This window comes from Bacillus sp. FJAT-27251 (assembly GCF_001273925.1).
GTDB lineage: Bacteria > Bacillota > Bacilli > Bacillales > Cytobacillaceae > Mesobacillus_B.
This window is the reverse complement of sequence record NZ_LIGG01000001.1, coordinates 150,172-170,931: the sequence shown is the minus strand read 5'-3', so window position 1 is coordinate 170,931 and position 20,760 is coordinate 150,172. Positions and strand designations below refer to the sequence as shown.

Genomic DNA, 20,760 nt, shown 5'->3' with positions numbered 1-20,760 from the left:
GCTGCCCTTGAGGGTCTATACCGCTGAGCGCAGGAATGATCTCAGGTCCTCGGCATCTTCTTCTGACAAATTGAAGGCGTATTCAAGATAGCCCTCTTCATCCAGGTCATCGTGGCCGATAATGGCAAACCGGTTACCCTGGATATCGAGAACAAGCTGTTTGCCGTAATAGCGGTCCGACTGGATAATGGCGAGGTCAAAGCGCTGATTTTCACCCATAAAGCTGACAAAGCGGGTTTTAGTTGGTACTACGTCATCATATAAGAAAAAGCGGTCTGTCATCGTTAAATTCCTCCCTATGCTGCTGCATCTTGTTCCATCTTATCAAAAAGAAAAGCAGGATGCCTACAGGTTTAGGCTGATTCGGAAAAAAGGAGCCGCTATTATGGTAAAATAGAGAGGAAATGCTTGTGTAAGTTTTGACAGTTTCATGATGGAGGGAATGTGCATGTATTTTGTGGATAGGGATACAATTGAAGAAACGCTGCACTTTTTAGATAGGCAGATCAGCCTATTTACAGATCAGGAACAATGGGAAACTCCGATAGAGAAAGCGGCGCTGGAGCGATTGGCCCATACAATCGTTGAAGCCATCCTCGATGTGGGGAACATGATGATCGACGGCTTTATCATGCGCGATCCGGGAAGCTATGAAGATATCATCGACATCCTTTTGGATGAAACCGTGATTACAGCCGAGATGCATCAGGCATATAAAAGCCTGATTCCATTCAGGAAGATGACCGTCCAGCAATACATAAATGTGGACCATGTCCTGCTGCGGGACAGCTTCAAGAAAGAGATGCCAAGCCTGAAGCTATTTTCCGGCAAGGTCCGCAGCTATCTGACCAATGAACTTGGGCCGGTATCTGCTTTTAAAAGATAAAAAAATGATCAGGCCGCCTCTTGCGGCCTTTGCTAGTGCAAGGAGTTTCCTTTGGAGGTTTTAACGCAGGATGGCTTAAGTGACAGCGAGGAGGACGATGATGAAAAAGTATAAAGGCTATTTGATTGATCTTGACGGCACAATGTATAAAGGCAGTGAACGAATCGAAGAGGCCGCCGATTTTATTCGCCGTTTGATAAAAGAAAATATTCCCTACCTGTTTGTGACGAATAATTCATCCCGTACACCGGCACAGGTTGCCGCGAAGCTTAGGGACTTCGATATCCCCGCCGAGGAGCATCAAGTGTTCACGACGAGCCAGGCAACGGCCAATTACATATACGAGCAGAAAAAAGATGCATCAGTCTACATGATCGGGGAAGAAGGCCTGAGAACGTCCATTGCCGAAAAAGGCTTCAGGGAAGCGGGGGATGATGCCGATTTTGTCGTAACAGGCATCGACCGTGAAATCACTTATGAAAAGCTGGCGGTAGCCTGCCTTGCAATCCGGAATGGAGCCAGGTTTATTTCAACCAATGCGGATATCGCGATCCCGACGGAGCGCGGTTTCATGCCTGGAAACGGAGCGTTCACCTCGCTAATAGCTGTTTCTACCCAAACGAAGCCCCAGTTTATTGGAAAGCCGGAGTCCATCATCATGGAGCAGGCGCTTGAAGTTCTTGGGACAGGCAAAGCCGAGACCCTGATGGTCGGCGATAATTATGATACGGATATCCTTGCAGGGATGAGGGCCGGCCTGGACACCCTCCTGGTACACACGGGAGTGACCACAAAAGAACTTCTTAAACGATACGAAAAGAAACCAACCTATACAATCGACACACTTGACCAGTGGGAAGTGTAAAAAACGAGGGGCAGTCCAGTCCCTCGTTTTTTTTGGCACTTGCGCTTTAATCGATATTGGCAGCGCGGTGGGCCAGGCGGCTTGACGCGGCAGCGGCGATGGCTCCGACGATGTCATCCAGGAATGTATGGCATTTGCCGCTGGATTTATCATTAAGTTTTTCAAGAATGCCGGGCTTTTGTTTATCTATATAACCGTAGTTGGTGAATCCAATGGACCCATATATATTAACGATTGAAAAAGCAAGGATTTCATCAATTCCATACAAACTTTCATCAGTCGCAATGATGGACTGGAGAGGCTCACCAAGCTTTCCTTCCTCCGCCAGGATATCCAGCTGTATTCCTGTCAGAATGGCATTTTGCACTTCACGCTTGGACAGAACCCTTTCCACATTTTCCATGCAGTCGTCCATCGCAAGGGAAGGGTGGTATTTCTCCTGAAGATAATAGACAAGCTTGGCAATATCCTCTATTTCCACCCCTCGTTTATGAAGCCATTCCCTGGCATTTTCTTCGGTAAGATGAATTGGTTTCTTTTTTTCTAACATATGTTGTCACCCTTCTTTCCAAAAATTCTATGATATCTATTTAACCTAATTTATTCGGTTTAACCCGTTTGGTTCGCACAGATCTCTTAACAGGTTTTCCTAAAATGGGCATTTTAACAAGTTTTTCGCCCACCCCTCATATAGTACTAAAAAAGATTCGAAGAGGGGCTGCCACATGTTTGAAAAAATGATCAAGGAAAAATACGGCATTAAGGAAGGCCATGAACTGGATATCGAGAAATATCGAGCCTATAAACAGGATAAAACGCTTTACTTGATTATCACCGCAACAGGAAGGAAAGAGCAAGAAATAAGCGAGCTTGAAAAAATAGCGGGGCTGCTTCGCAGCTTTGGCGACAAGGAAATCCCGCAATTTGTGCGCACGAAGGATGGAGCACAGGTCTGTGAATGGGAAGGAAGCCAATACTGCCTGCTTCAATATCCGGGGCTGAAAACCAATTCTGTTGAAAAAATGGGCAGCAAGCTGGCACGTCTTCATTGGAGAGGGAGGTATATGCCTTTTCAGGTGAAGACAGTGAACAGGATTGGGCAATGGAAGCAGCTCTGGGAAAAGCGGCTGGACCAGATGGAAAATGTATGGAATGGGAAGCTGATGCAGGAGCCGGAAAATGAATTTGAAAAAATGTTTTTGGACTCCTTTCCGTATTATATGGGGCTTGCTGAAAATGCAATCCAATATCTTGCCGACACCGAACTCGATGGACAGCCGACAGAAACTGACAATGGCACGGTCTGCCATGAGCGTTATACGGCCAGGACATGGGGAAAATACGTGATTAAGAATCCATTCGACTGGGTGTTCGACCACCCATCAAGGGATTTGGCGGAATGGATCAGGGAACGGTATTTTTACAATACGCAAACCTATCAGCCGGCAGTCAGGAAATTCATTGCCAGCTATCAGCAGGGGGGCAGGCTGTCGCCATTCGCCTGGAGGCTTCTTTATTCCAGGCTGTTATTTCCTCTCCATTACTTTGAATGTGTGGAAGGCTATTATATTACAGGTTCGGAGCAGCAAAAGCTGGCACTGGAGGATCAGCTGCTGAAGCATTTGAAGATGAGCGGGGAACACGAACGTTTTTTGGGAGGCTTTTACCAGCTGGCCGAAGCGCCCGCCCGTGCTTTGAAGCTTCCTTCGATATCTTGGATAAACAAGTGATTCCTTGTCAGGTTTCAGTATGTTAAAATAATTTTGACAACTGTTATGCAGAGGAGAATACAATGAAGCCTTATATCTATCTGACCAGGAAATTGCCGGAAGAAGCCTATCAAAAGCTGGCAGGACGATTCGATGTGCATATGTGGGAACGCGAGGATCAGGCTGTTCCGCAAGATGTCCTGCTGTCACAGGCAGCGAAAGCGGATGCGCTGCTAACAGTCGTATCCGACCCTGTCACACAGGAGGTTTTCGAGGCGGGAAAAAGATTGAAGGTGGTCGCCAATATGGCGGTCGGCTACGACAACATAAATGTGGATGCGGCAACGGAAAAAGGCGTTTATGTTTGCAATACGCCTGATGTACTGACCGAAACAACTGCCGACCTGACCTTTGCCCTCCTGCTGGCCGCGGCACGAAGGGTAGTGGAAGCCGCTGAATTTATTAAAGACGGGAAATGGCAAAGCTGGAGCCCGTTCTTGCTTGCGGGCCATGATGTCCATCATAAAACCATCGGAATTGCCGGCATGGGCGGCATTGGCGAGGCAGTGGCACGCCGGGCCAAAGGGTTTGGCATGGAGATTCTTTACCATAACAGGTCCAGGAGGCCAGAGGCGGAACAAGCGCTGGGAGCACAATACTGCTCTTTCGATGAACTGGTGGAGCGATCCGACTTCCTGGTCGCCATGACGCCGCTGACACCGGAAACAAAGCACTTGTTCAACGCTGATGTATTTAAAAAGATGAAAACCTCCGCCATTTTCATCAATGCTTCCAGAGGGGCGGTCGCCGATGAAGCAGCCTTGGCCGAGGCACTGAAAAACAAGGAGATTGCGGGGGCTGGATTGGATGTGTTTGCGGAGGAGCCGATATCTGCGGACCACCCGCTGCTGGCTCTGGAAAATGTCACGGCCCTGCCCCATATCGGCAGTGCCACTATGGAAACGAGAATGAAAATGATTGGGATTTGTGTGGACAATATCGAACGGGTCCTGACTGGACAAAAACCAAAAACACTTGTGAACACCATCCTGCTCGAGTCATAGCTCGGAGCGGAAAAGAACCAGCCTCCTTATGGCGGTTCTTTTGCTATTCAGCTGAAATTTCCAAATAGTTGAACTCTGAAGCGTTTACATTATTTTTTTAGGCAAAATCCCTTGTAAATAAAGAAAACAATAACTATAATGTCTACTATACAAAGACAAGTGTTTACGACTGGAGAACAGAAAGCGAGGAGAAATTATGAAGGCGATTTCGATTGGACTGCTCGGACTTGGCACGGTTGGCAGCGGGGTAATCAAGATTATAGAAAACCATCAGGATAAGCTGATGCATCAGGTAGGCTGCCCAATCCAGGTGAAAAAAGTCCTTGTTCAGGAATTGGGGAAGGAAAGAGCCGTAAAAATTGACGAGAGTGTTTTAACGACAGATGTCAATGAAATCATTAATGACCCTGGCATCGATGTGGTCATCGAAGTCATGGGCGGCGTGGAAGAAACAAGAGAGCTATTGCTTCAGGCAATTGAAAATAAAAAACATATTGTCACAGCCAATAAGGACCTGATGGCCATCTACGGCTCAGAGCTGCTGCGGGCGGCATCCGCCAATGGCTGCGACCTATTTTACGAAGCGAGTGTGGCAGGCGGCATCCCGATTATCCGAAGCCTTGTCGATGGACTTGCTTCCGACCGGATTACCAAACTGATGGGCATCGTCAATGGAACGACCAACTATATTTTGACGAAAATGTCACAGGAAGGGCTCGCTTATGGGGATGTTCTAAAAGAAGCCCAGGCGCTTGGGTATGCCGAGGCCAATCCTGCATCGGATGTGGAAGGGCTTGATGCGGCCCGCAAGATGGTGATCCTTGCAACTTTGGGATTCTCAATGAAAGTAGATCTCGATGACGTAAAGACAACTGGAATCACCAAGGTAACCGAAGAAGACCTTCATTATGCGAAACAGCTTGGCTATACAATGAAGCTGCTCGGAATCGCCCATCGCGACGGGGAAAGAGTGGAAGTCAGTGTTCAGCCAACCTTGCTGCCGCATTCCCATCCGCTTGCGTCGGTGCATAATGAATACAATGCGGTTTATGTATACGGCGAAGCAGTGGGTGAGACCATGTTCTATGGCCCGGGAGCCGGGAGCCTGCCTACAGCGACATCGATTGTTTCCGACCTGGTCGGAGTGGTGAAAAACATGCGCCTTGAGGTGAATGGAAGCTCGGCCATTGCCCCTCAGCATGAAAAAAACCTGAAGGCTCCGGAAGAAATCTTCTCCAAGTATTTCTTAAGGCTCCATGTAAAAGATGAGGTAGGTGTTTTTGCCGAGATTACTTCTGTATTCGCAAAACATGGAGTAAGCTTTGAAAAAATCCTTCAACTGCCGGTAAAGGAAAAAGGTCTGGCTGAAATCGTTCTCGTTACCCACAAAGCGTCCCTTAAAGATTATGAGGAAATATTGATGGAGCTGCGGGATTTGAAGGCATTGAAGGAAGTCAAGAGTTCTTACCGGGTGGAAGGAAGTGCTGGGGCGTGAGATGGAAAGGCTTATTGGAGGAATACCGGGAATATCTTCCCGTAAATGATAACACTCCCTTACTGACATTGCATGAGGGGAATACACCTTTGATTCGGCTGGACTCATTGTCCGAAAAGTGGGGTGTCGATCTTTATGTAAAAACGGAGGGGACAAACCCGACAGGATCCTTCAAGGACAGAGGGATGGTCATGGCAGTGGCCAAGGCCAAGGAAGACGGAAGCGACACGGTCATCTGCGCCTCGACCGGAAATACCTCGGCTGCTGCGGCCGCCTATGCCGCAAGGGCTGGCATGCGCTGCATCGTCGTCATCCCGGAAGGCAAAATTGCCATGGGGAAACTTGCCCAGGCAGTCATGTATGGGGCAGACATCATCTCGATTGAAGGCAACTTCGACGAGGCATTGAAAATGGTGAGAAACATTAGTGAAACCGAGCCAGTGGCCCTGGTCAACTCGGTCAATCCATATCGGCTTGAGGGCCAAAAAACAGCTGCGTTTGAAATCTGCGACCAGCTTGGAAGCGCGCCGGATATTTTGGCTATCCCTGTAGGAAACGCGGGAAACATCTCCGCCTACTGGAAAGGGTTCAAGGAGTATGATGCAGCAAAAGGAACATGCCTGCCGCAAATGTTTGGCTTTGAAGCCGAAGGGGCGGCTGCCATTGTCCATGACAGGGTGTTTGAAAACCCTGAAACAGTCGCCACTGCCATCAGAATTGGAAATCCAGCCAGCTGGCATTTGGCGGTTAATGCAAGAGATGAGTCAGATGGAAAGATTGGCGAAGTCTCTGATGAAGAAATCCTGGAAGCCTACCGTACCCTTACCTCCACTGAGGGAGTGTTTGCCGAACCAGCATCATGCGCTTCCCTTGCCGGTGTTTTCAAGAAGCTGCAGCAAGGCCAAATTCCGCGCGGTTCAAGGATTGTTGCCGTCCTTACCGGAAATGGCCTAAAGGACCCGGCGACGGCTATTGAATGCAGCACTATTAAGCCTGTCGTCCTGCCAAATGATGAAGAAAAGGTAAGTGAACATATCCGCGGAGTTGTCTACCGATGAAGGGCGGAGGAATGTTCACCGTCAAGGTGCCGGCCAGTTCGGCAAACCTGGGGCCGGGATTCGATTCGATTGGGCTAGCGGTCAACCTGTACCTAAGTGTGGAAGCGGAAGTCCATTCCCACTGGGATATCATTCCTTTAAGCGAGGAACTAAAAAGGTTCCCGCGTGACAGCGAGCACTTTATCGCCCAAATGGCCATCAGGACAGCAAAATTATACGGCAGGGAAATGCCGCCATGCAGGCTGGCGGTCCAGAGCGATATTCCCCTTGCCCGCGGGCTGGGCTCCAGTGCGGCAGCCATTATTGCGGGAATCGAGCTGGCAAGCCATTTTTGCGGGCTTCAGCTCTCAAGGCAGGAGAAGCTGGAAATCGCTGCTGGTATTGAAGGGCATCCGGACAATGTAGGAGCCTCCATTTATGGCGGCCTGGTCGTTGGCAGTCAGCTCGAGACCGGGATTGACCTGACTCCGGTTCACTCTGTTGAAATGGATCTTGTAGCCGTCATTCCCGACGATGAATTATTGACAGAATCCTCCCGGGAAGTCCTTCCTGAGGAGATTGCGTTTTCCCAGGCAGTGGAGGCAAGTGCAGTGGCCAATCAGCTGCTGGCGGCCCTTTTTACCGGAAATTGGCGGGTGGCAGGCAAGATGATGGCCAGCGACCGCTTCCATCAGCCTTATCGCCGGAAGCTGATTCCCTGGTGGGACGAGGTTGAACAGCTTGCCCTGGAATCCGGGGCATTCGGAACGGCCCTAAGCGGGGCGGGACCATCACTCCTATGCCTTGCAGAACCGGGCAAAGGTAAAAAACTGGCGCAATCCCTGGAAAATTCCCTAAGCGCGATGAAAATTGTCCAGCTCGAAATCGAGCGGAGTGGCAGCCATACTTCCATCATCCATCAAGACAATAAAAAAAGCCCAATTTAATGGGCTTTTTTTTATTGATACATAATAATAAAAACAGCCATGCCCAGTGGCACGGCCGCATATATACGATAGATTAAAATACTTGTTCTACTTCGACAACGCCCGGTACTTCCTCTAAAAGAGCGCGCTCGATTCCAGCCTTCAATGTGATTGTAGAACTTGGGCAGCTTCCGCATGCACCGAGCAGACGCAATTTTACCACGCCTTCATCCACATCGACCAATTCACAGTCACCGCCGTCACGCAGAAGGAATGGACGCAATTTATCTAATACTTCCTGGACTTGTTCAAACATTTGTTGCTCAGACATGTAAAATCGACTCCTTTCATAATTCCTATTATAATCGCATCCTGTTGAAAAATCTATTGGTTAAAACTAAAAACCCTGCAGGGATAGTATTTTCTTAGGCATGATGGTCACATTATTGTAAAATGTAATTATACTGATGGGGGGAATGCCTTGTGCTTCAAAAAGAAGTCGAGATTGTGGTTTATGGAGCCGACCAGCTCTGCCCGAGCTGTGTCAATTTGCCATCATCCAGGGAAACCTATGAATGGCTGGAAGCGGCTGTTGGCAGAAAATACAGCAATCAGAGCTTTAAGATCTCTTATGTAGACATTTTCAATCCTCCGGAAGATGAGGACAAGAAAAGCTTCGCACAGCAGGTAATTGAAGAAGACATGTTTTATCCCGTCGTTCTCCTTGAGGGGAAGGTCGTCGGGGAAGGCAATCCGCGCCTGAAAACAATTTTTGCCGAAATGGAGAAGTACGGCTACCAGCCAGCCTAGCGGGAGAGCTAGCTAGGGAGATGGGTGTGCGCATACAGGGGGGGCTTTCGGAAAGGTCCGAAAGCGGGTCTGATTCGGACAGGAGTCCAGGAATAGCGGCATAAGCAGTCCGAAAGCGGGTCTGATTCGGACAGGTCTCTAGGGAAAAAGCCGTAAGCAGTCCGAAAGCAGGTCACATTCGGACAGGTCTGCAGGGAAACGCCGTGTAGCAGTCCGAAAGCAGGTCACATTCGGACAGGCTTCCAGGAAAAACGCCGTAAGCAGTCCGAAGCAGGTCTCATTCGGACAGGAGTCCAGGAAAAACGCCGTAAGCTGTCCGAAAGCGGGTCTCATTCGGACAGGTCTGCAGGTGAAACGCCGTAAGCAGTCCGAAAGCGGGCCTCATTCGGACAGGAGTGCAGGTGAAACGCTAGGAGCTGTCCGAAAGCAGGTCTTATTCGGACAGGAATGCAGGTAAAACGCCGTAAGCTGTCCGAAAGCGAAACTCTATATCGATGGACCCCGGTTTTAACAGCTAAAAAAGAGCCTTGAGGTTTCTCAAGGCTCTTTTCAACCGGCTTCGGTTTTCTTTTATCCATTATGGTATTTATACATCCACAGCACGCCGGACTTTAACAGCCTGGCGACACGGCCGGTGATCGGTCTTTCTGCGACTAATCCGAAGCCGTGTTTTTTGCCGAGGGAGCCAAGTACGCCCTTCAGCTTGATTGGCGGGAAGGACTCTGGTACTTCTTCGCCTTTCCATCGCTTTGTAAGGACGACAACAATCTGTTCAGCCTGCCCCTCTGCCAGCTGGGCGCTTGGTGCGTGTGGAAGGCTCGCACAGTCTCCCAGGATAAAGACATTTTCATATTTCGGCAGGTGGTGCCTTGGAGTAATGATGGCCCGGCCCATTCCATCTTTTTCAACAGGAAGATCGCGAACGATTTTATTCGCCTGGATTCCGGCTGTCCATACGATGGCATCAGCCGACACAGGGTCGTCATGATTATAAAGGATGCCCTCTTCTACTCTAGTAATATTCGCTTTATTGATAATCTCAACCGAGTGCGTGTCAAACCAGTTTTCCACATACGTGCTCAGCCTTTCGGAAAAAGCCGACAAGATATGCTTGCCGCGGTCAAACAGCTTAATGTTAAGGTCGTTTCTGCTTTCGCTCAGTTCGCTGGCAAGCTCGACGCCGCTCAGCCCTCCGCCCACGATCGCAACAGTTGAACCTGCCGGAAGATTGTTTAGGGCCTGGTATGTTGCCCTTGATTTTTCAATCGTCTGGATGCTATAGGTAAACTCCTTCGCACCTGGAATATCATGATATTTGTCCTCGCAACCAAGTCCGATGACGAGGTCATCAAATGGAACTTCTTCACCAGACTGAAGGCAGACAACTTGTCCATCGAGCTTAACTTCCGTGACTTCTGCGTACTTGATCTTCAATCGTGGATGCTCCGGGAATGCCACCCGGATATGCTGGTCGGAAATGGTGCCGGCCGCGAGCGCATAATATTCAGTCTTTAAGCAATGGTATGGGAACCGGTCAATTAGCGTAATTGTTACATCATTTGGCAGCTCATTCGGCAGAAGCCGGTGAAGCATCCTCATGCCTCCATAACCGCCCCCGAGAATAACCAGATTTTTCATCATTACTATCCCCTTCTCTGCTCTCTTCCTTTACTTTCCTTCATGTTGGTACAATGTTCACTTTGTGGAACCGCTTGCTTTCCGTTCTAAATAATATTCCAAAATAGATTTAGTCTTAAACTCCATAAGAATTATAACGAAGTTGTGACAAAATAACAACAAATATAAGCCGAGCAGCACCCTTCGTTGAAGGACAGGGAACATTGACGATACCCATAAAAAAAGGTAGGATTAACAGTTAGTAGAGAGGTGATAGGAAATGATTGTGCCGATCGTTGAATTTTGCATCAGCAATCTGGCAAATGGAGCGCAAAAAGCTCTTGAGCAGCTGGAGCGGGATTCCAATCTCGATATCATCGAGTATGGATGCCTAAGCTATTGCGGCAAATGCGCCAAGTCCTTGTATGCCCTTGTCGACGGTGAGCCCGTCACTGCTGAAACACCAGAGGAGCTTGTGGAAAAGATTTACCAGCACATCGAAGACAATCCGATGTTTTAATTCCGGGGCTGCCTATGCAGCCGGCTGATATAGATAGCTCCCGTTTTTAGTGAAACCGATTGGTTGAGGAGCAGGAACACACTGTATATAATAGTTATTAAGAAGGGATTTTCCCGGGACAGGAGGCAAAAAAATGGAACAAATCGTTATAATTACCGAAGAGGCTGCCCTCCAGATTAAAGATATGATGAAACACAATGAAGAGGAAGGAGCCTTCCTTAGAGTGGCAGTAAAGGGTGGCGGCTGCAGCGGTCTCTCCTATGGAATGGGATTTGCCCATGAAGTCGAAGAGGGCGACAGCGAATTGGAACAACATGGCATCAGGATTCTCGTTGATAAAGACAGTATTCCGATTTTGAAGGGGACTGTGATCAATTATAAGCAGTCCATGATGGGCGGGGGATTCACAATCGACAACCCGAATGCCATCGCTTCCTGCGGCTGCGGTTCTTCTTTCAAAACCGCAACAAACGCAGGGACGCCTGAGGATTGTTAAGCAAAAAAGCAAGGTGAAAGCCACCTTGCTTTTTTTATTGGAATAAGAAAGTATGACTTGCTAGACTTAGATAAATGTCTAGCTCCAGCGCCTACCCCCTCGAGTCGCTTGTCTGGCTTTGCCTCCTAGGAGCTCGAGTCGCAAGCCAGAATCCTTCAGAAGGCAAAAAACGCCTTCTGAAGGATTCTGTCTTACGCTTGTCGCTCCTACCAGTCGGCTCCGCTTTTCTAGATCGGTCCGTCCGATGAAGTCAAAGAACGACTTCACCTGCCGGCCCTCCAGCGCTTGTCGGGGCTGAGCAAGGCGCTTCCGCTTTTCGTTGCTACTTAAACATCGATGAACTATGAAGCGGCTGAATTTTTGCTTTTGGATCGTAAAAGGCCTTTGCGTTGTTCACTGCAGTTGGCGCTTCGCCGAATCCGCAGGCAATCAGCTTTACCTTGCCGTCATAGGTGCAGATATCTCCGGCAGAATAGATGCCAGGAATGTTCGTCTCCATTTTTGAGTTAACGACAATGGAATTCTTTTCGATTTCCAGTCCCCATTCCTTAATTGGGCCGAGGGAAGAAACAAATCCGAAATTGCAAATGACTGCATCCACATCAATGGCGACTTTTCCGTCCCCATTTGCTTCCTGAAGAATAATCTGATTAATGGCGGCTCCATTTCCGGCCAGGTCCACTGGGACGTATGGTGTTTTAATATCAACTTTTGAATTCTGCAGGTTTTCCACACTATGTTCATGGGCCCGGAATTTGTCGCGGCGGTGCACGATTGTCACCTGTTCAGCAATCGGTTCAAGCATCAGCGCCCAATCCACTGCGGAATCGCCGCCGCCCAATACCGCGACCTTTTGGCCGGCAAACTGATTAAGGTCATCAATAAAATAATGAAGGTTTTTGCCTTCATACTGAGAAGCGCTTTCGAGTTCGAGGCGGCGAGGCTGGAAAGCACCGTTCCCGGCAGTGATAATGATGGTCTTGGAGTAGTGGGTTTGCTTGTCTGTTGTCAGCTTAAAGTTGCCATCCTCCAATTTTTCCAGCTTTTCCACAGCTTGCTCGAGCACGATGGTTGGGTCGAATTTTGCCATTTGTTCTTTCAGGTTGTTGATTAATTCCTGGGCGCGGACCTTTGGGAAGCCGGCCACATCATATATGTATTTCTCCGGATAAAGGGCAGATAGCTGGCCGCCCAGTTGCGGAAGACTTTCAATGATTTTTACGGATGCCTGTCTCATTCCGCCATAAAAAGCAGTGAACAAACCAGTAGGTCCTCCACCGATAATGGTGATGTCATACACTTTTTGATCTTCTTTCACTCCATATCCCCCTCACTATGTAGCAAAATAACTCCATTTTATATAATACCATAAAACGTTAGTGAACATCGGTAATTAGCGTTATATTAGGCTCCCTGTTCCCTGATTTTTAACAAAAAGACCTGAATTAATTCAAGAAAAAGGATGGAAATGAAAATTTTTGTCCTATTAGCCTCTTGAAAATAGAAGGTAAAAAGAATATCATGAGAGATGGGTCAATAAATTGTTAAGTTTGTGTGACAATTATAGTAATTTTTCTTGTCTGTATTAGTGAAAAAAATCACAAAGCACAGCCTTTATCTTATTTTTTATGATATAGTAATTTTTTTAAAAGCAGTAAAAGATAAGAGTAAGCATTTTTAGACAAATTTTATACAAAGGTGGAAGTGATCACTTTGAGAAAGCCAAAAATTGTTATTCTAGGAGCAGGTTATGGTGGACTTATGACAGCTACAAGGCTGCAAAAACAGCTTGGAGTCAACGAAGCTGACATTGTCCTCATTAATAAAAATGATTACCACTACGAAACAACCTGGCTGCATGAAGCATCTGCAGGCACGCTTCATCATGACCGCGTTCGTTACGATGTTCGCGACGTCATTGACCGTCAAAAGGTTGAGTTTGTTCAAGGTACAGTGGAAGAGGTAAGAATGGAAGAGAACCGTGTCATCCTGGATAGCGGTGACGTTGTTTATGATTACCTGGTGGTAGCCCTGGGAGCTGAGCCTGAAACATTTGGAATCAAGGGTCTGAAGGATTATGCCTTCTCCATTGTCAATGTAAATTCGGCAAGGCAGCTTCGTGAGCATATCGAATACCAATTCGCTACCTATAACACTGAGGAAGTGAAGAAGGACGAAAGGCTCACAATCGTCGTCGGCGGAGCCGGCTTCACAGGAATCGAGTTCCTTGGCGAACTTGCCAACCGCATTCCTGAACTTTGCAAAGAATATGACGTGGACTACCATAAGGTAAAGGTTGTTTGCGTAGAAGCAGCGCCAATGGTTCTGCCAGGATTTGACCCTGAGCTTGTCGATTATGCGGTCTCCTACCTTGAAAAGAAAGGCATTGAGTTCCGTATTGGAACAGCCATCAAGGAAGCTACACCTGAAGGCATCATTGTTGCCAAGGGAGAAGAGGAAGTAGAAGAAATCAAAGCCGCCACTGTTGTTTGGGCAGCGGGCGTACGCGGAAACTCCGTAATCGAGAAGTCTGGAATCGAAGCGATGCGCGGCCGGGTGAAAGTGCAGCCTGACTTGAKGATTCCAGGGTCAGAAAACGTCTTTATCGTGGGTGACTGCTCATTGATTATCAATGAAGAAATCAATCGTCCATTTCCGCCAACAGCTCAGATTGCCATGCAGCAAGGTGAAGTTTGCGCACGCAATATTGCAGCTCTTGTCCGTGGCAAAGGCGACCTTGAAACGTTCACTCCCGATATCAAAGGAACAGTATGTTCCCTTGGTGAAGACGATGCGATTGGAGTGGCATTTGGTAAAAAGCTGGTCGGTTCAAAAGCATCCTTCATGAAGAAAATGATTGATAACCGTGCCTTATTCATGATCGGTGGCCCATCGCTAGTCATGAAAAAAGGAAAATTCAACATTTTGTAAGTTAAAAAAAGGCAGGCCTCCGGGTCTGTTTTTTTATACGTTTAAAAGATATTGTAATTTTCTGAAATTTTAAGCTAGAATCAGCATGTGGAAGGAAAAGCCTTATGTATCCGTTTACACGACCTATTTTTACCTAAAATGAATCTTTTCATTTTCTGAAGATATTGTTATATTATCAGAAAATTCAAAGATTAAAGGAGAGAGGACGATGAGCCAATACAAAGGTGAAAATAAAGAGTGCCCTTATTGCTCAGGTAAAGGGTACTTCCAGCTTCTGCTGGGCGGTTCGGAAACCTGTTCCTGCTGCGAAGGATCCGGAAAAGAAAAGCAATAGTGAATATTTTAATTCAAATCCTGCACTCTGCAGGGTTTTTTCTTTTCCCCTAGACAAGCTGCTTGGTCATTCAGTAAACTAGGAATGATGGAAAATAGGGGGAATCATCGTGGAATTAACGATTGTCACATTGATTATATCAATGCTGCTTTTCTTTGTGTTATTTTTTGGGATAGGCTTTTTATTGAACATGCTGCTTAGAATGTCATGGATCATGGCTATCCTATATCCTGTCATCACAATCTTTATCATTGATGATGTAAGATTCATTGAATACTTTCGGAATAGCGGACCTGCTTTTCGGGAGCTTGGCAGCAAGATTGCCAGCCTTGCTCCCGCTGATATAGCTATCCTGGGCTGCGGTCTGGCAGGCGCCATTGCTGCAGGGTTTGTCATTAGGCTTTTGCGCAAAAAAGGGTACCAGATGTTTTAAAACCTTCATTTAATGAAGGTTTTTTATATGAGATTGGGAATATTTCCTCCTCCTTAGGGCAAATAATAGTTTTGTGAGGAGTGAAAGAGTTCTATGTACATAATAAAAATATGGGCAAGGCGCTTTTTTATGTCCATCCTTTTCGTGGCTGCCCTGCTGACGACCCTCCATTCGATTTCGGGAGTGGATGCTGGTACGATTATGAAATATTTTTATCATGATGACATTCCGGCGAGCGCGGATGCCGCCAGCCCAAGTCAAAGTCTTGAAGAATCTGTCGACTGGACGCAATATCCGAAAAAAACGGTCATTGCTACAGGGTACACGGCAGGAGCTGAATCGACCGGGAAAAACCCGGGCCATCCAAGCTATGGAATCACTTACTCAGGTGTAGAGGTAAAGCGGGACTTGTTTTCGACCATAGCTGCAGACCTGAACGTGTTCCCGATTGGAACGGTCCTCTTTATACCCGATTATGGCTATGGGGTGGTTGCCGATAAGGGCGGGGCGATTAAGGGAAATAAGTTGGATTTGTATTATGATACAGTGGAAGATGTCTATAATCAGTGGGGCAAAAGGACCATTGAGGTATCCATTATTAAAATGGGGGACGGAAGCCTCACGGAGGCGGACCTGAAGGAAATGAACGAAGATGCTGCCCTCCAAGTGTTCAGGCAGCAGTATAAAGAATGATATTTATAAAGAAGAAGGCTGGCACCATAAGGTTGGATGCCAGCCTGTTTGGGTTTTAAAATCCAGTATTGTCAAGCAGGGAGGAAAGCTTCTCCAATCCGTCCAGCAGTCTTGGGGAAGGGCGGCAGTACAGTTCCTCATCAAGAATGAAGACTCTCCCTTTTTTGACGGCTTCAAGATCATTCCATCCCGGCCTTTTCCTGATAAGGGAAGGATTGATTTTCTCCCTCCGGACACCGACCCAGGCGAGGCAAATAAAGTCCGGCTGGCGTTTGAGGACGTCTTCCCAGTCTGTCTGGATACTTGCTGACTCATTGTCATCAAATACATTGCGGGCTCCGGCTGCATTCGATAGTTCCGTAAGCCAGTTTCCTTTTCCAGGCGTAAAGACTGGTTTGGGCCACCATTCCCAGTATAAGGTTGGCCTGCGACCTGATGGTGGTTTTTTCCTGGAAGCTGCCTCAAGCCTTCTCCGATAATCCAATGCTGCTATTTGCCCTGTTTCCGGTATTCCCAGAGCTTCAGCTGTAAGGATCAAATCTTGCTCAATATCCATGAGGGATTGGGGATTTAAAACGAGATGCGGAATTCCCCGGGCCCGGAGGCCTTCCACATTCTTTTCCATTCCAGGCACACTGAGGGAAGCAAGCACCAAATCAGGTTTCAGGTCTTCCACCAGATCGAGGTTGATGGACAAGTCGGGTCCAAGCCGGGGAAGGCTGTCAATTTCCCTGGGCCAATCGGAAAAATCATCCACTCCGGCCAGCAGGCTTGTTTGTCCAAGGAATGCCATCAATTCCGTATTGCTGGGACATAATGATAAGACTCTCATCCCTTTTCCCCCTTTCTAAACAAGATAATGAAGCAGCAAAGTAAGGAAAATGCCTGTAAGGCCGCCAAAGAAAACCTCAATTGGTTTATGGCCCAGCAGTTCCTTCAGTTCCCTGCGCTTTTCCTGTTCAGGCTTTTTGGGCCAATCCTTCGCATCTTCAATGATTCTATTAAAGTCTGCTACCAGCTGGTTCAGCACAATGGCCTGTTCCCCTGCCTGGCGCCGGACTCCAGTTGCATCAAACATCGTGATGATCGCAAAAATGGCAGAAATGGCGAACACCGGGGAATCAAGGCCTGTTTCCAGGGCTACACCGGTTGAAAGGGCTGTGACAGCCGCGGAGTGGGAACTCGGCATTCCGCCTGTGCTGGTGAGCAGAGACCAGTCAAGCCTTTTGGTAGCGATAAACTGGATAGGAACTTTAACGAACTGGGCAAAGAAGATCGCTGCCAAAGATGCCCATAAAGGGAAATTGAACAGAATTTCCATGGGGTATTCCTCCCTTTATTCATTTACTTTATTGTACAGCAAGATTTGTAAAATCACATAATCATTTCACGGGGAGTTCCCATCTGATATGATACCGTTAGCACCAACATGGAGGTGTGCAAGATGGGCCATGACTACCMTATGGAATATTACGAGTTTTTTATCAGCTTCAATGAAGGTGATTACTACACATGCCATGACCTCCTGGAAGAAATGTGGATGGAGGAAAAAGGGAATTTATTTTTAAAAGGGCTTTTGCAGATGAGCGTCGCGCTCTATCATTACAGCTACGGAAATGTGAAAGGAACCAGGCTCATGATGAAGGCGGCCCATGACTATCTTCAGGGATACAGGCCCTTTTACTGGGGGCTGGACCTAGAGAAGGTCCTGGAATTTATTGAGGACTGCCTGGAGATTATTCCTCCGGGAATAGACCAAGTGCCTTATACCGCTGTGGACCACCTGCCAGCTTTGCCTCCGCTTTTTTTGTATCTTCAGGATGATTAGGGATTCGAAATAAATGACAGGTTTGGTTATAATGAAGATATATTTTGGAGGTGACAGATTTGTTTCAAATTAAAAGAGACTGGGACGCGGCCAATGCCCATGAATGTTTGATTATTGGCATTTTCCATAAATCGGCTGCCCTTGAAGGAACAATGTGGGAACTTGATGGACTTTTTAATGGCCAGCTGAAAGAACTGATCAAAAGCGGCGATATCGGCACCAGGAAAAAGAGTGTGTCCAAAGTGCACACCTTCGGAAAAATCAAGGCTAAGAGGCTGTATTTTGTCGGGCTGGGGCCTGAAAAGGAATTTTCCTTCGAGCTGCTTCGCGATGCATTTGGCAAGCTGTTTAAAACCCTGAAACAAGACAAGCTGACGGAAGGGGCTGTGCTCCTCGACACGTTTGCAAGCGGGGAAGTTGATCATCTGGATGCAGCCCATGCTTTTGGTGAAGCCTGCCAGCTGGCGACCTACGAATTTGAAGGATACAAACAGAAGAACGAACCGGAAAGAAACATGGAAAGCCTGACAATCTATGCATCAGGTGAGGAAGCGAAGGAAATTGAAGCGGCCGTGGGAGTGGGACATGTGCATGGAAAAGGCGTGAACTCGGCACGCACCCTCGTGAATTTGCCAGGCAATATGCTGACTGCATCAGATATGGCGGAATATGCACGCAAACTGGGGGATACATATGGCTTTGAAGTTGAAATCCTTGAGAAGGAGGACATGGAGAAGCTTGGAATGGGAGCGATGCTGGCAGTTAACCAGGGTTCAGCAGAGCCTCCAAAGATGATTGTTCTCAAGTACCAGGGCAAAGACGAATGGAAAGATGTCATTGGCCTGGTCGGAAAAGGAATTACCTTTGATACTGGAGGCTATTCGCTAAAGCCAAAGGACGGGATTGTCGGGATGAAATCCGACATGGGCGGCGCTGCGGCTGTGCTTGGCGCCATGGAAGTGATTGGGGAGCTTAAGCCTGAACAAAACGTGGTGGCCGTCATTCCGTCAACGGATAATATGGTAAGCGGTACAGCGTTCAAGCCGGATGATGTGATTACCTCAATGAGCGGAAAGACAATTGAAGTGCTCAATACGGATGCGGAGGGACGCCTGGTGCTTGCCGATGCCGTGACCTATGCCAAACATCATGGGGCGGAGTATCTGGTGGATGTCGCCACGCTGACAGGCGGGGTCATCATCGCGCTTGGCACGGATACGACTGGGGCGCTTACAAACAATGAAGGATGGTTTGAGCAAGTGCTTGAAGCGTCCTATGAAGCAGGTGAGCCGATTTGGAGGCTTCCTCTGTTCGAGAAGGACCGCGAACGGGTGCGCAACAGCAAAATCGCCGATTTGAATAATTCCCCGGGACGCGAGGGCCATGCCATCATGGGCGGCGCCTTTGTTGGCGAGTTCGCCGAGCAGACCCCGTGGGTTCACCTGGACATCGCCGKGACAGCGACCACCGCCAAAGACCATGAACTGGGACCTGCGGGTGCAACGGGTGTGATGGTGCGGACATTGGCCTTGCTGGTTGAAAGATTCGAAGGAAACTAAAAGATGCGAAAAATGGAAAAGGAGGCAGCCAGTGCATACCGGCTGCCTCCTTTTTGTATGGGCCGCTCTCATAAATTAGTCGTTGACATGTAAATAGGAGCATGCTATTTTAGAACATGTAATTTAATTCTCTACCAATTTACCAAACTAAAGGATTTTATTTTACAACACCAGAGAGGGGACCACCATGAACGCAGTAGTAATTGCTGTCCTGGTTATGCTTGTCCTTAGCCTCCTTAGGGTAAACGTTGTTATTTCCCTTATCATCGGGGCCCTGGCAGGCGGATTGACAGGCGGACTTGGACTGGATAAGACGATAGAAGTTTTTGCGAATGGATTGGGAGGAAGTGCGGAAGTAGCTCTAAGTTATGCATTGCTTGGGGGATTCGCGCTTTCCATTTCGGCAACCGGCCTTCCGAATATGCTCGTAGAGTCGATGTTGTCCTTTATTGGGAAGCAGGGGGATCAGAGAGCGAAAAGTCTTTCGAAGATTCTGATTATTTTTTTCATCTTGTTGATGTCCATCTTTTCCCAGAATTTGATTCCTATTCATATTGCCTTTATACCAATTTTAATTCCACCGCTTTTATATATCATGAATGAACTGCGGCTCGACAGAAGGCTGATTGCCTCTGTGCTGACTTTTGGACTTGTGACTCCTTATATGCTGCTGCCTGCAGGATTCGGAAAAATCTTCCAAGGTATCCTGCAAACGAACATGGCGGATAGCGGCTTGACTGTCCCAGCTTCGGATATTCCGGCTGCGATGCTGATTCCCGCCGCGGGAATGCTTTTCGGCCTGCTGATTGCCATATTCGTTTCGTACCGGAAGCCGAGGAACTACCTTCAGGCCGGGAAAGTGGAAGCCAGCAAAGGCGTTTATTCCAAAAGAGGCATTCTCTTTTCTGTAGTTGGAATTGTGGCTGCATTGGCTGTCCAGCTGACTACTGGCTCGATGATTATCGGGGCATTATCGGGAATCGCCGTTATTTATCTTAGCGGATCCATCAAATGGAACGAGGCGGACCAGCTGCTGACAGACGGCATGAAAATGATGGCCTTTATAGGCTTTGTCATGCTCGCGGCTTTCGGCTTTGCGGATGTTTTGAAGGAAACGGGCCATGTTGCCCAGCTGGTGGAATGGTCTGCCGCTGCCATCGGCAACAATAAAGCATTGGGCGCCCTGATGATGCTTGTGGTTGGCCTGCTTGTCACAATGGGAATCGGTTCATCCTTCTCCACCATCCCTGTTATTGCCACCATCTTTGTTCCGCTGGCGATGCAGCTTGGCTTCAGCCCGATGGCGACTGTTGCCATTGTCGGAACCGCCGCGGCACTGGGAGATGCAGGTTCACCTGCTTCTGACAGTACTCTTGGACCGACAGCCGGATTGAATGTCGATGGCCAGCATAACCATATATGGGACACAGTCGTGCCGACATTTGTCCACTACAACCTGCCTTTGATTGTTTTCGGCTGGATTGCCGCAATGGTATTATAAGAAATGCGTAAGCACAAGACAGCCTCCAATGGAGGCTGTTTTTCAATGGGCTGGTT

General features: G+C 47.9%; 24 protein-coding genes. 17 read left to right on the top strand and 7 right to left on the bottom strand.

Annotated elements, in window-relative coordinates; all coding sequences use genetic code 11:
• Positions 1-15 precede the first annotated feature (15 nt).
• Positions 16-282, bottom strand: a complete 267-nt coding sequence (locus tag ADU22_RS00870) for a DUF3055 domain-containing protein (RefSeq protein WP_046522380.1) — start codon at positions 280-282, stop codon at positions 16-18.
• A 166-nt stretch (positions 283-448) separates the two neighbouring features.
• Here ADU22_RS00870 and ADU22_RS00865 point away from each other — a divergent pair, with 166 nt between their 5' ends.
• Together ADU22_RS00865 and nucF are read left to right on the top strand one after the other, a co-directional pair.
• Complete coding sequence (locus ADU22_RS00865) at positions 449-886, top strand: DUF86 domain-containing protein (protein WP_053360461.1); 438 nt, start codon at positions 449-451, stop codon at positions 884-886.
• A gap of 100 nt (positions 887-986) precedes the next feature.
• On the top strand, positions 987-1,751 hold the full coding sequence (nucF, locus tag ADU22_RS00860; protein ID WP_053360460.1) for a 5' nucleotidase NucF: 765 nt from the start codon (positions 987-989) through the stop codon (positions 1,749-1,751).
• A 46-nt stretch (positions 1,752-1,797) separates the two neighbouring features.
• On the opposite strand, the gene ADU22_RS00855 is transcribed toward nucF, so the two are convergent.
• A complete protein-coding gene (locus ADU22_RS00855) occupies positions 1,798-2,301 on the bottom strand; it encodes a phosphatidylglycerophosphatase A family protein (protein ID WP_053360459.1) in 504 nt (167 codons plus the stop codon).
• Positions 2,302-2,476: 175 nt separating this feature from the next.
• Between ADU22_RS00855 and yutH the strand changes: the two genes are divergently transcribed.
• The 5 genes from yutH to thrB all read left to right on the top strand — a co-directional run bounded on the left by yutH (position 2,477) and on the right by thrB (position 8,003).
• The gene (gene yutH / locus ADU22_RS00850; RefSeq protein ID WP_053360458.1) at positions 2,477-3,481 is read left to right on the top strand and encodes a spore coat putative kinase YutH; all 1,005 of its coding nucleotides are present in this window, start codon (positions 2,477-2,479) and stop codon (positions 3,479-3,481) included.
• Between the two features lie 62 nt (positions 3,482-3,543).
• Positions 3,544-4,524 (top strand): 2-hydroxyacid dehydrogenase, encoded by a 981-nt coding sequence (locus ADU22_RS00845; RefSeq protein WP_053360457.1) that lies wholly within the window; start codon positions 3,544-3,546, stop codon positions 4,522-4,524.
• A 196-nt stretch (positions 4,525-4,720) separates the two neighbouring features.
• Positions 4,721-6,019, top strand: coding sequence for a homoserine dehydrogenase (locus tag ADU22_RS00840; RefSeq protein ID WP_053360456.1), 1,299 nt, complete (start codon positions 4,721-4,723; stop codon positions 6,017-6,019).
• Positions 6,016-7,077, top strand: coding sequence for a threonine synthase (gene thrC / locus ADU22_RS00835; RefSeq protein WP_053360455.1), 1,062 nt, complete (start codon positions 6,016-6,018; stop codon positions 7,075-7,077). The genes ADU22_RS00840 and thrC overlap by 4 nt, the downstream gene beginning before the upstream one ends.
• Positions 7,074-8,003 carry a homoserine kinase gene (gene thrB, locus ADU22_RS00830; protein WP_053360454.1) on the top strand — a complete coding sequence of 310 codons (930 nt, stop codon included), beginning with the start codon at positions 7,074-7,076 and terminating at the stop codon, positions 8,001-8,003. Before thrC ends, thrB begins: the two co-directional genes overlap by 4 nt.
• Positions 8,004-8,076: 73 nt before the next feature.
• Here the strand turns inward: thrB and ADU22_RS00825 are convergent, their stop codons facing one another.
• On the bottom strand, positions 8,077-8,313 hold the full coding sequence (locus ADU22_RS00825; RefSeq protein ID WP_046522371.1) for a NifU family protein: 237 nt from the start codon (positions 8,311-8,313) through the stop codon (positions 8,077-8,079).
• Positions 8,314-8,465: 152 nt separating this feature from the next.
• Between ADU22_RS00825 and ADU22_RS00820 the strand changes: the two genes are divergently transcribed.
• Entirely contained in the window at positions 8,466-8,792 is a 327-nt protein-coding gene (locus tag ADU22_RS00820; protein WP_053360453.1) for a YuzD family protein, read from the top strand.
• 570 nt (positions 8,793-9,362) lie between these two features.
• Here the strand turns inward: ADU22_RS00820 and ADU22_RS00815 are convergent.
• On the bottom strand, positions 9,363-10,430 hold the full coding sequence (locus ADU22_RS00815) for an NAD(P)/FAD-dependent oxidoreductase (RefSeq protein ID WP_053360452.1): 1,068 nt from the start codon (positions 10,428-10,430) through the stop codon (positions 9,363-9,365).
• 259 nt (positions 10,431-10,689) lie between these two features.
• Between ADU22_RS00815 and ADU22_RS00810 the strand changes: the two genes are divergently transcribed.
• On the top strand, positions 10,690-10,929 hold the full coding sequence (locus tag ADU22_RS00810) for a YuzB family protein (RefSeq protein WP_053360451.1): 240 nt from the start codon (positions 10,690-10,692) through the stop codon (positions 10,927-10,929).
• Between the two features lie 133 nt (positions 10,930-11,062).
• The gene (locus tag ADU22_RS00805) at positions 11,063-11,425 is read left to right on the top strand and encodes a HesB/IscA family protein (protein ID WP_053360450.1); all 363 of its coding nucleotides are present in this window, start codon (positions 11,063-11,065) and stop codon (positions 11,423-11,425) included.
• A 322-nt stretch (positions 11,426-11,747) separates the two neighbouring features.
• Here the strand turns inward: ADU22_RS00805 and ADU22_RS00795 are convergent, their stop codons facing one another.
• Positions 11,748-12,743, bottom strand: a complete 996-nt coding sequence (locus ADU22_RS00795; RefSeq protein WP_053360448.1) for an NAD(P)/FAD-dependent oxidoreductase — start codon at positions 12,741-12,743, stop codon at positions 11,748-11,750.
• Between the two features lie 395 nt (positions 12,744-13,138).
• Between ADU22_RS00795 and ADU22_RS00790 the strand changes: the two genes are divergently transcribed.
• The 4 genes from ADU22_RS00790 to spsC all read left to right on the top strand — a co-directional run bounded on the left by ADU22_RS00790 (position 13,139) and on the right by spsC (position 15,816).
• Complete coding sequence (locus ADU22_RS00790) at positions 13,139-14,356, top strand: NAD(P)/FAD-dependent oxidoreductase (RefSeq protein WP_053360447.1); 1,218 nt, start codon at positions 13,139-13,141, stop codon at positions 14,354-14,356.
• Positions 14,357-14,564: 208 nt separating this feature from the next.
• The gene (locus tag ADU22_RS24860) at positions 14,565-14,690 is read left to right on the top strand and encodes a YuiA family protein (RefSeq protein WP_197280005.1); all 126 of its coding nucleotides are present in this window, start codon (positions 14,565-14,567) and stop codon (positions 14,688-14,690) included.
• 109 nt (positions 14,691-14,799) lie between these two features.
• Positions 14,800-15,123: a YuiB family protein gene (locus tag ADU22_RS00785; protein ID WP_053360446.1), complete on the top strand. Its 324-nt coding sequence runs from the start codon at positions 14,800-14,802 to the stop codon at positions 15,121-15,123.
• A gap of 93 nt (positions 15,124-15,216) precedes the next feature.
• Positions 15,217-15,816, top strand: a complete 600-nt coding sequence (gene spsC / locus ADU22_RS00780; protein ID WP_053360445.1) for a stationary phase survival protein SpsC — start codon at positions 15,217-15,219, stop codon at positions 15,814-15,816.
• Positions 15,817-15,871: 55 nt separating this feature from the next.
• Here the strand turns inward: spsC and ADU22_RS00775 are convergent, their stop codons facing one another.
• Positions 15,872-16,648, bottom strand: a complete 777-nt coding sequence (locus ADU22_RS00775) for a cobalamin-binding protein (RefSeq protein ID WP_053360444.1) — start codon at positions 16,646-16,648, stop codon at positions 15,872-15,874.
• 15 nt (positions 16,649-16,663) lie between these two features.
• A complete protein-coding gene (locus ADU22_RS00770) occupies positions 16,664-17,137 on the bottom strand; it encodes a divergent PAP2 family protein (RefSeq protein WP_053360443.1) in 474 nt (157 codons plus the stop codon).
• Between the two features lie 123 nt (positions 17,138-17,260).
• On the opposite strand from ADU22_RS00770, the gene ADU22_RS00765 reads away from it, so the two are divergent.
• From ADU22_RS00765 to ADU22_RS00755, 3 genes are all read left to right on the top strand, one after another.
• Positions 17,261-17,644, top strand: coding sequence for a DUF309 domain-containing protein (locus ADU22_RS00765; protein WP_053360442.1), 384 nt, complete (start codon positions 17,261-17,263; stop codon positions 17,642-17,644).
• 59 nt (positions 17,645-17,703) lie between these two features.
• Complete coding sequence (locus tag ADU22_RS00760) at positions 17,704-19,203, top strand: leucyl aminopeptidase (RefSeq protein WP_053360441.1); 1,500 nt, start codon at positions 17,704-17,706, stop codon at positions 19,201-19,203.
• A gap of 187 nt (positions 19,204-19,390) precedes the next feature.
• Positions 19,391-20,704 carry a Na+/H+ antiporter family protein gene (locus ADU22_RS00755; RefSeq protein ID WP_053360440.1) on the top strand — a complete coding sequence of 438 codons (1,314 nt, stop codon included), beginning with the start codon at positions 19,391-19,393 and terminating at the stop codon, positions 20,702-20,704.
• Positions 20,705-20,760: the final 56 nt, after the last annotated feature.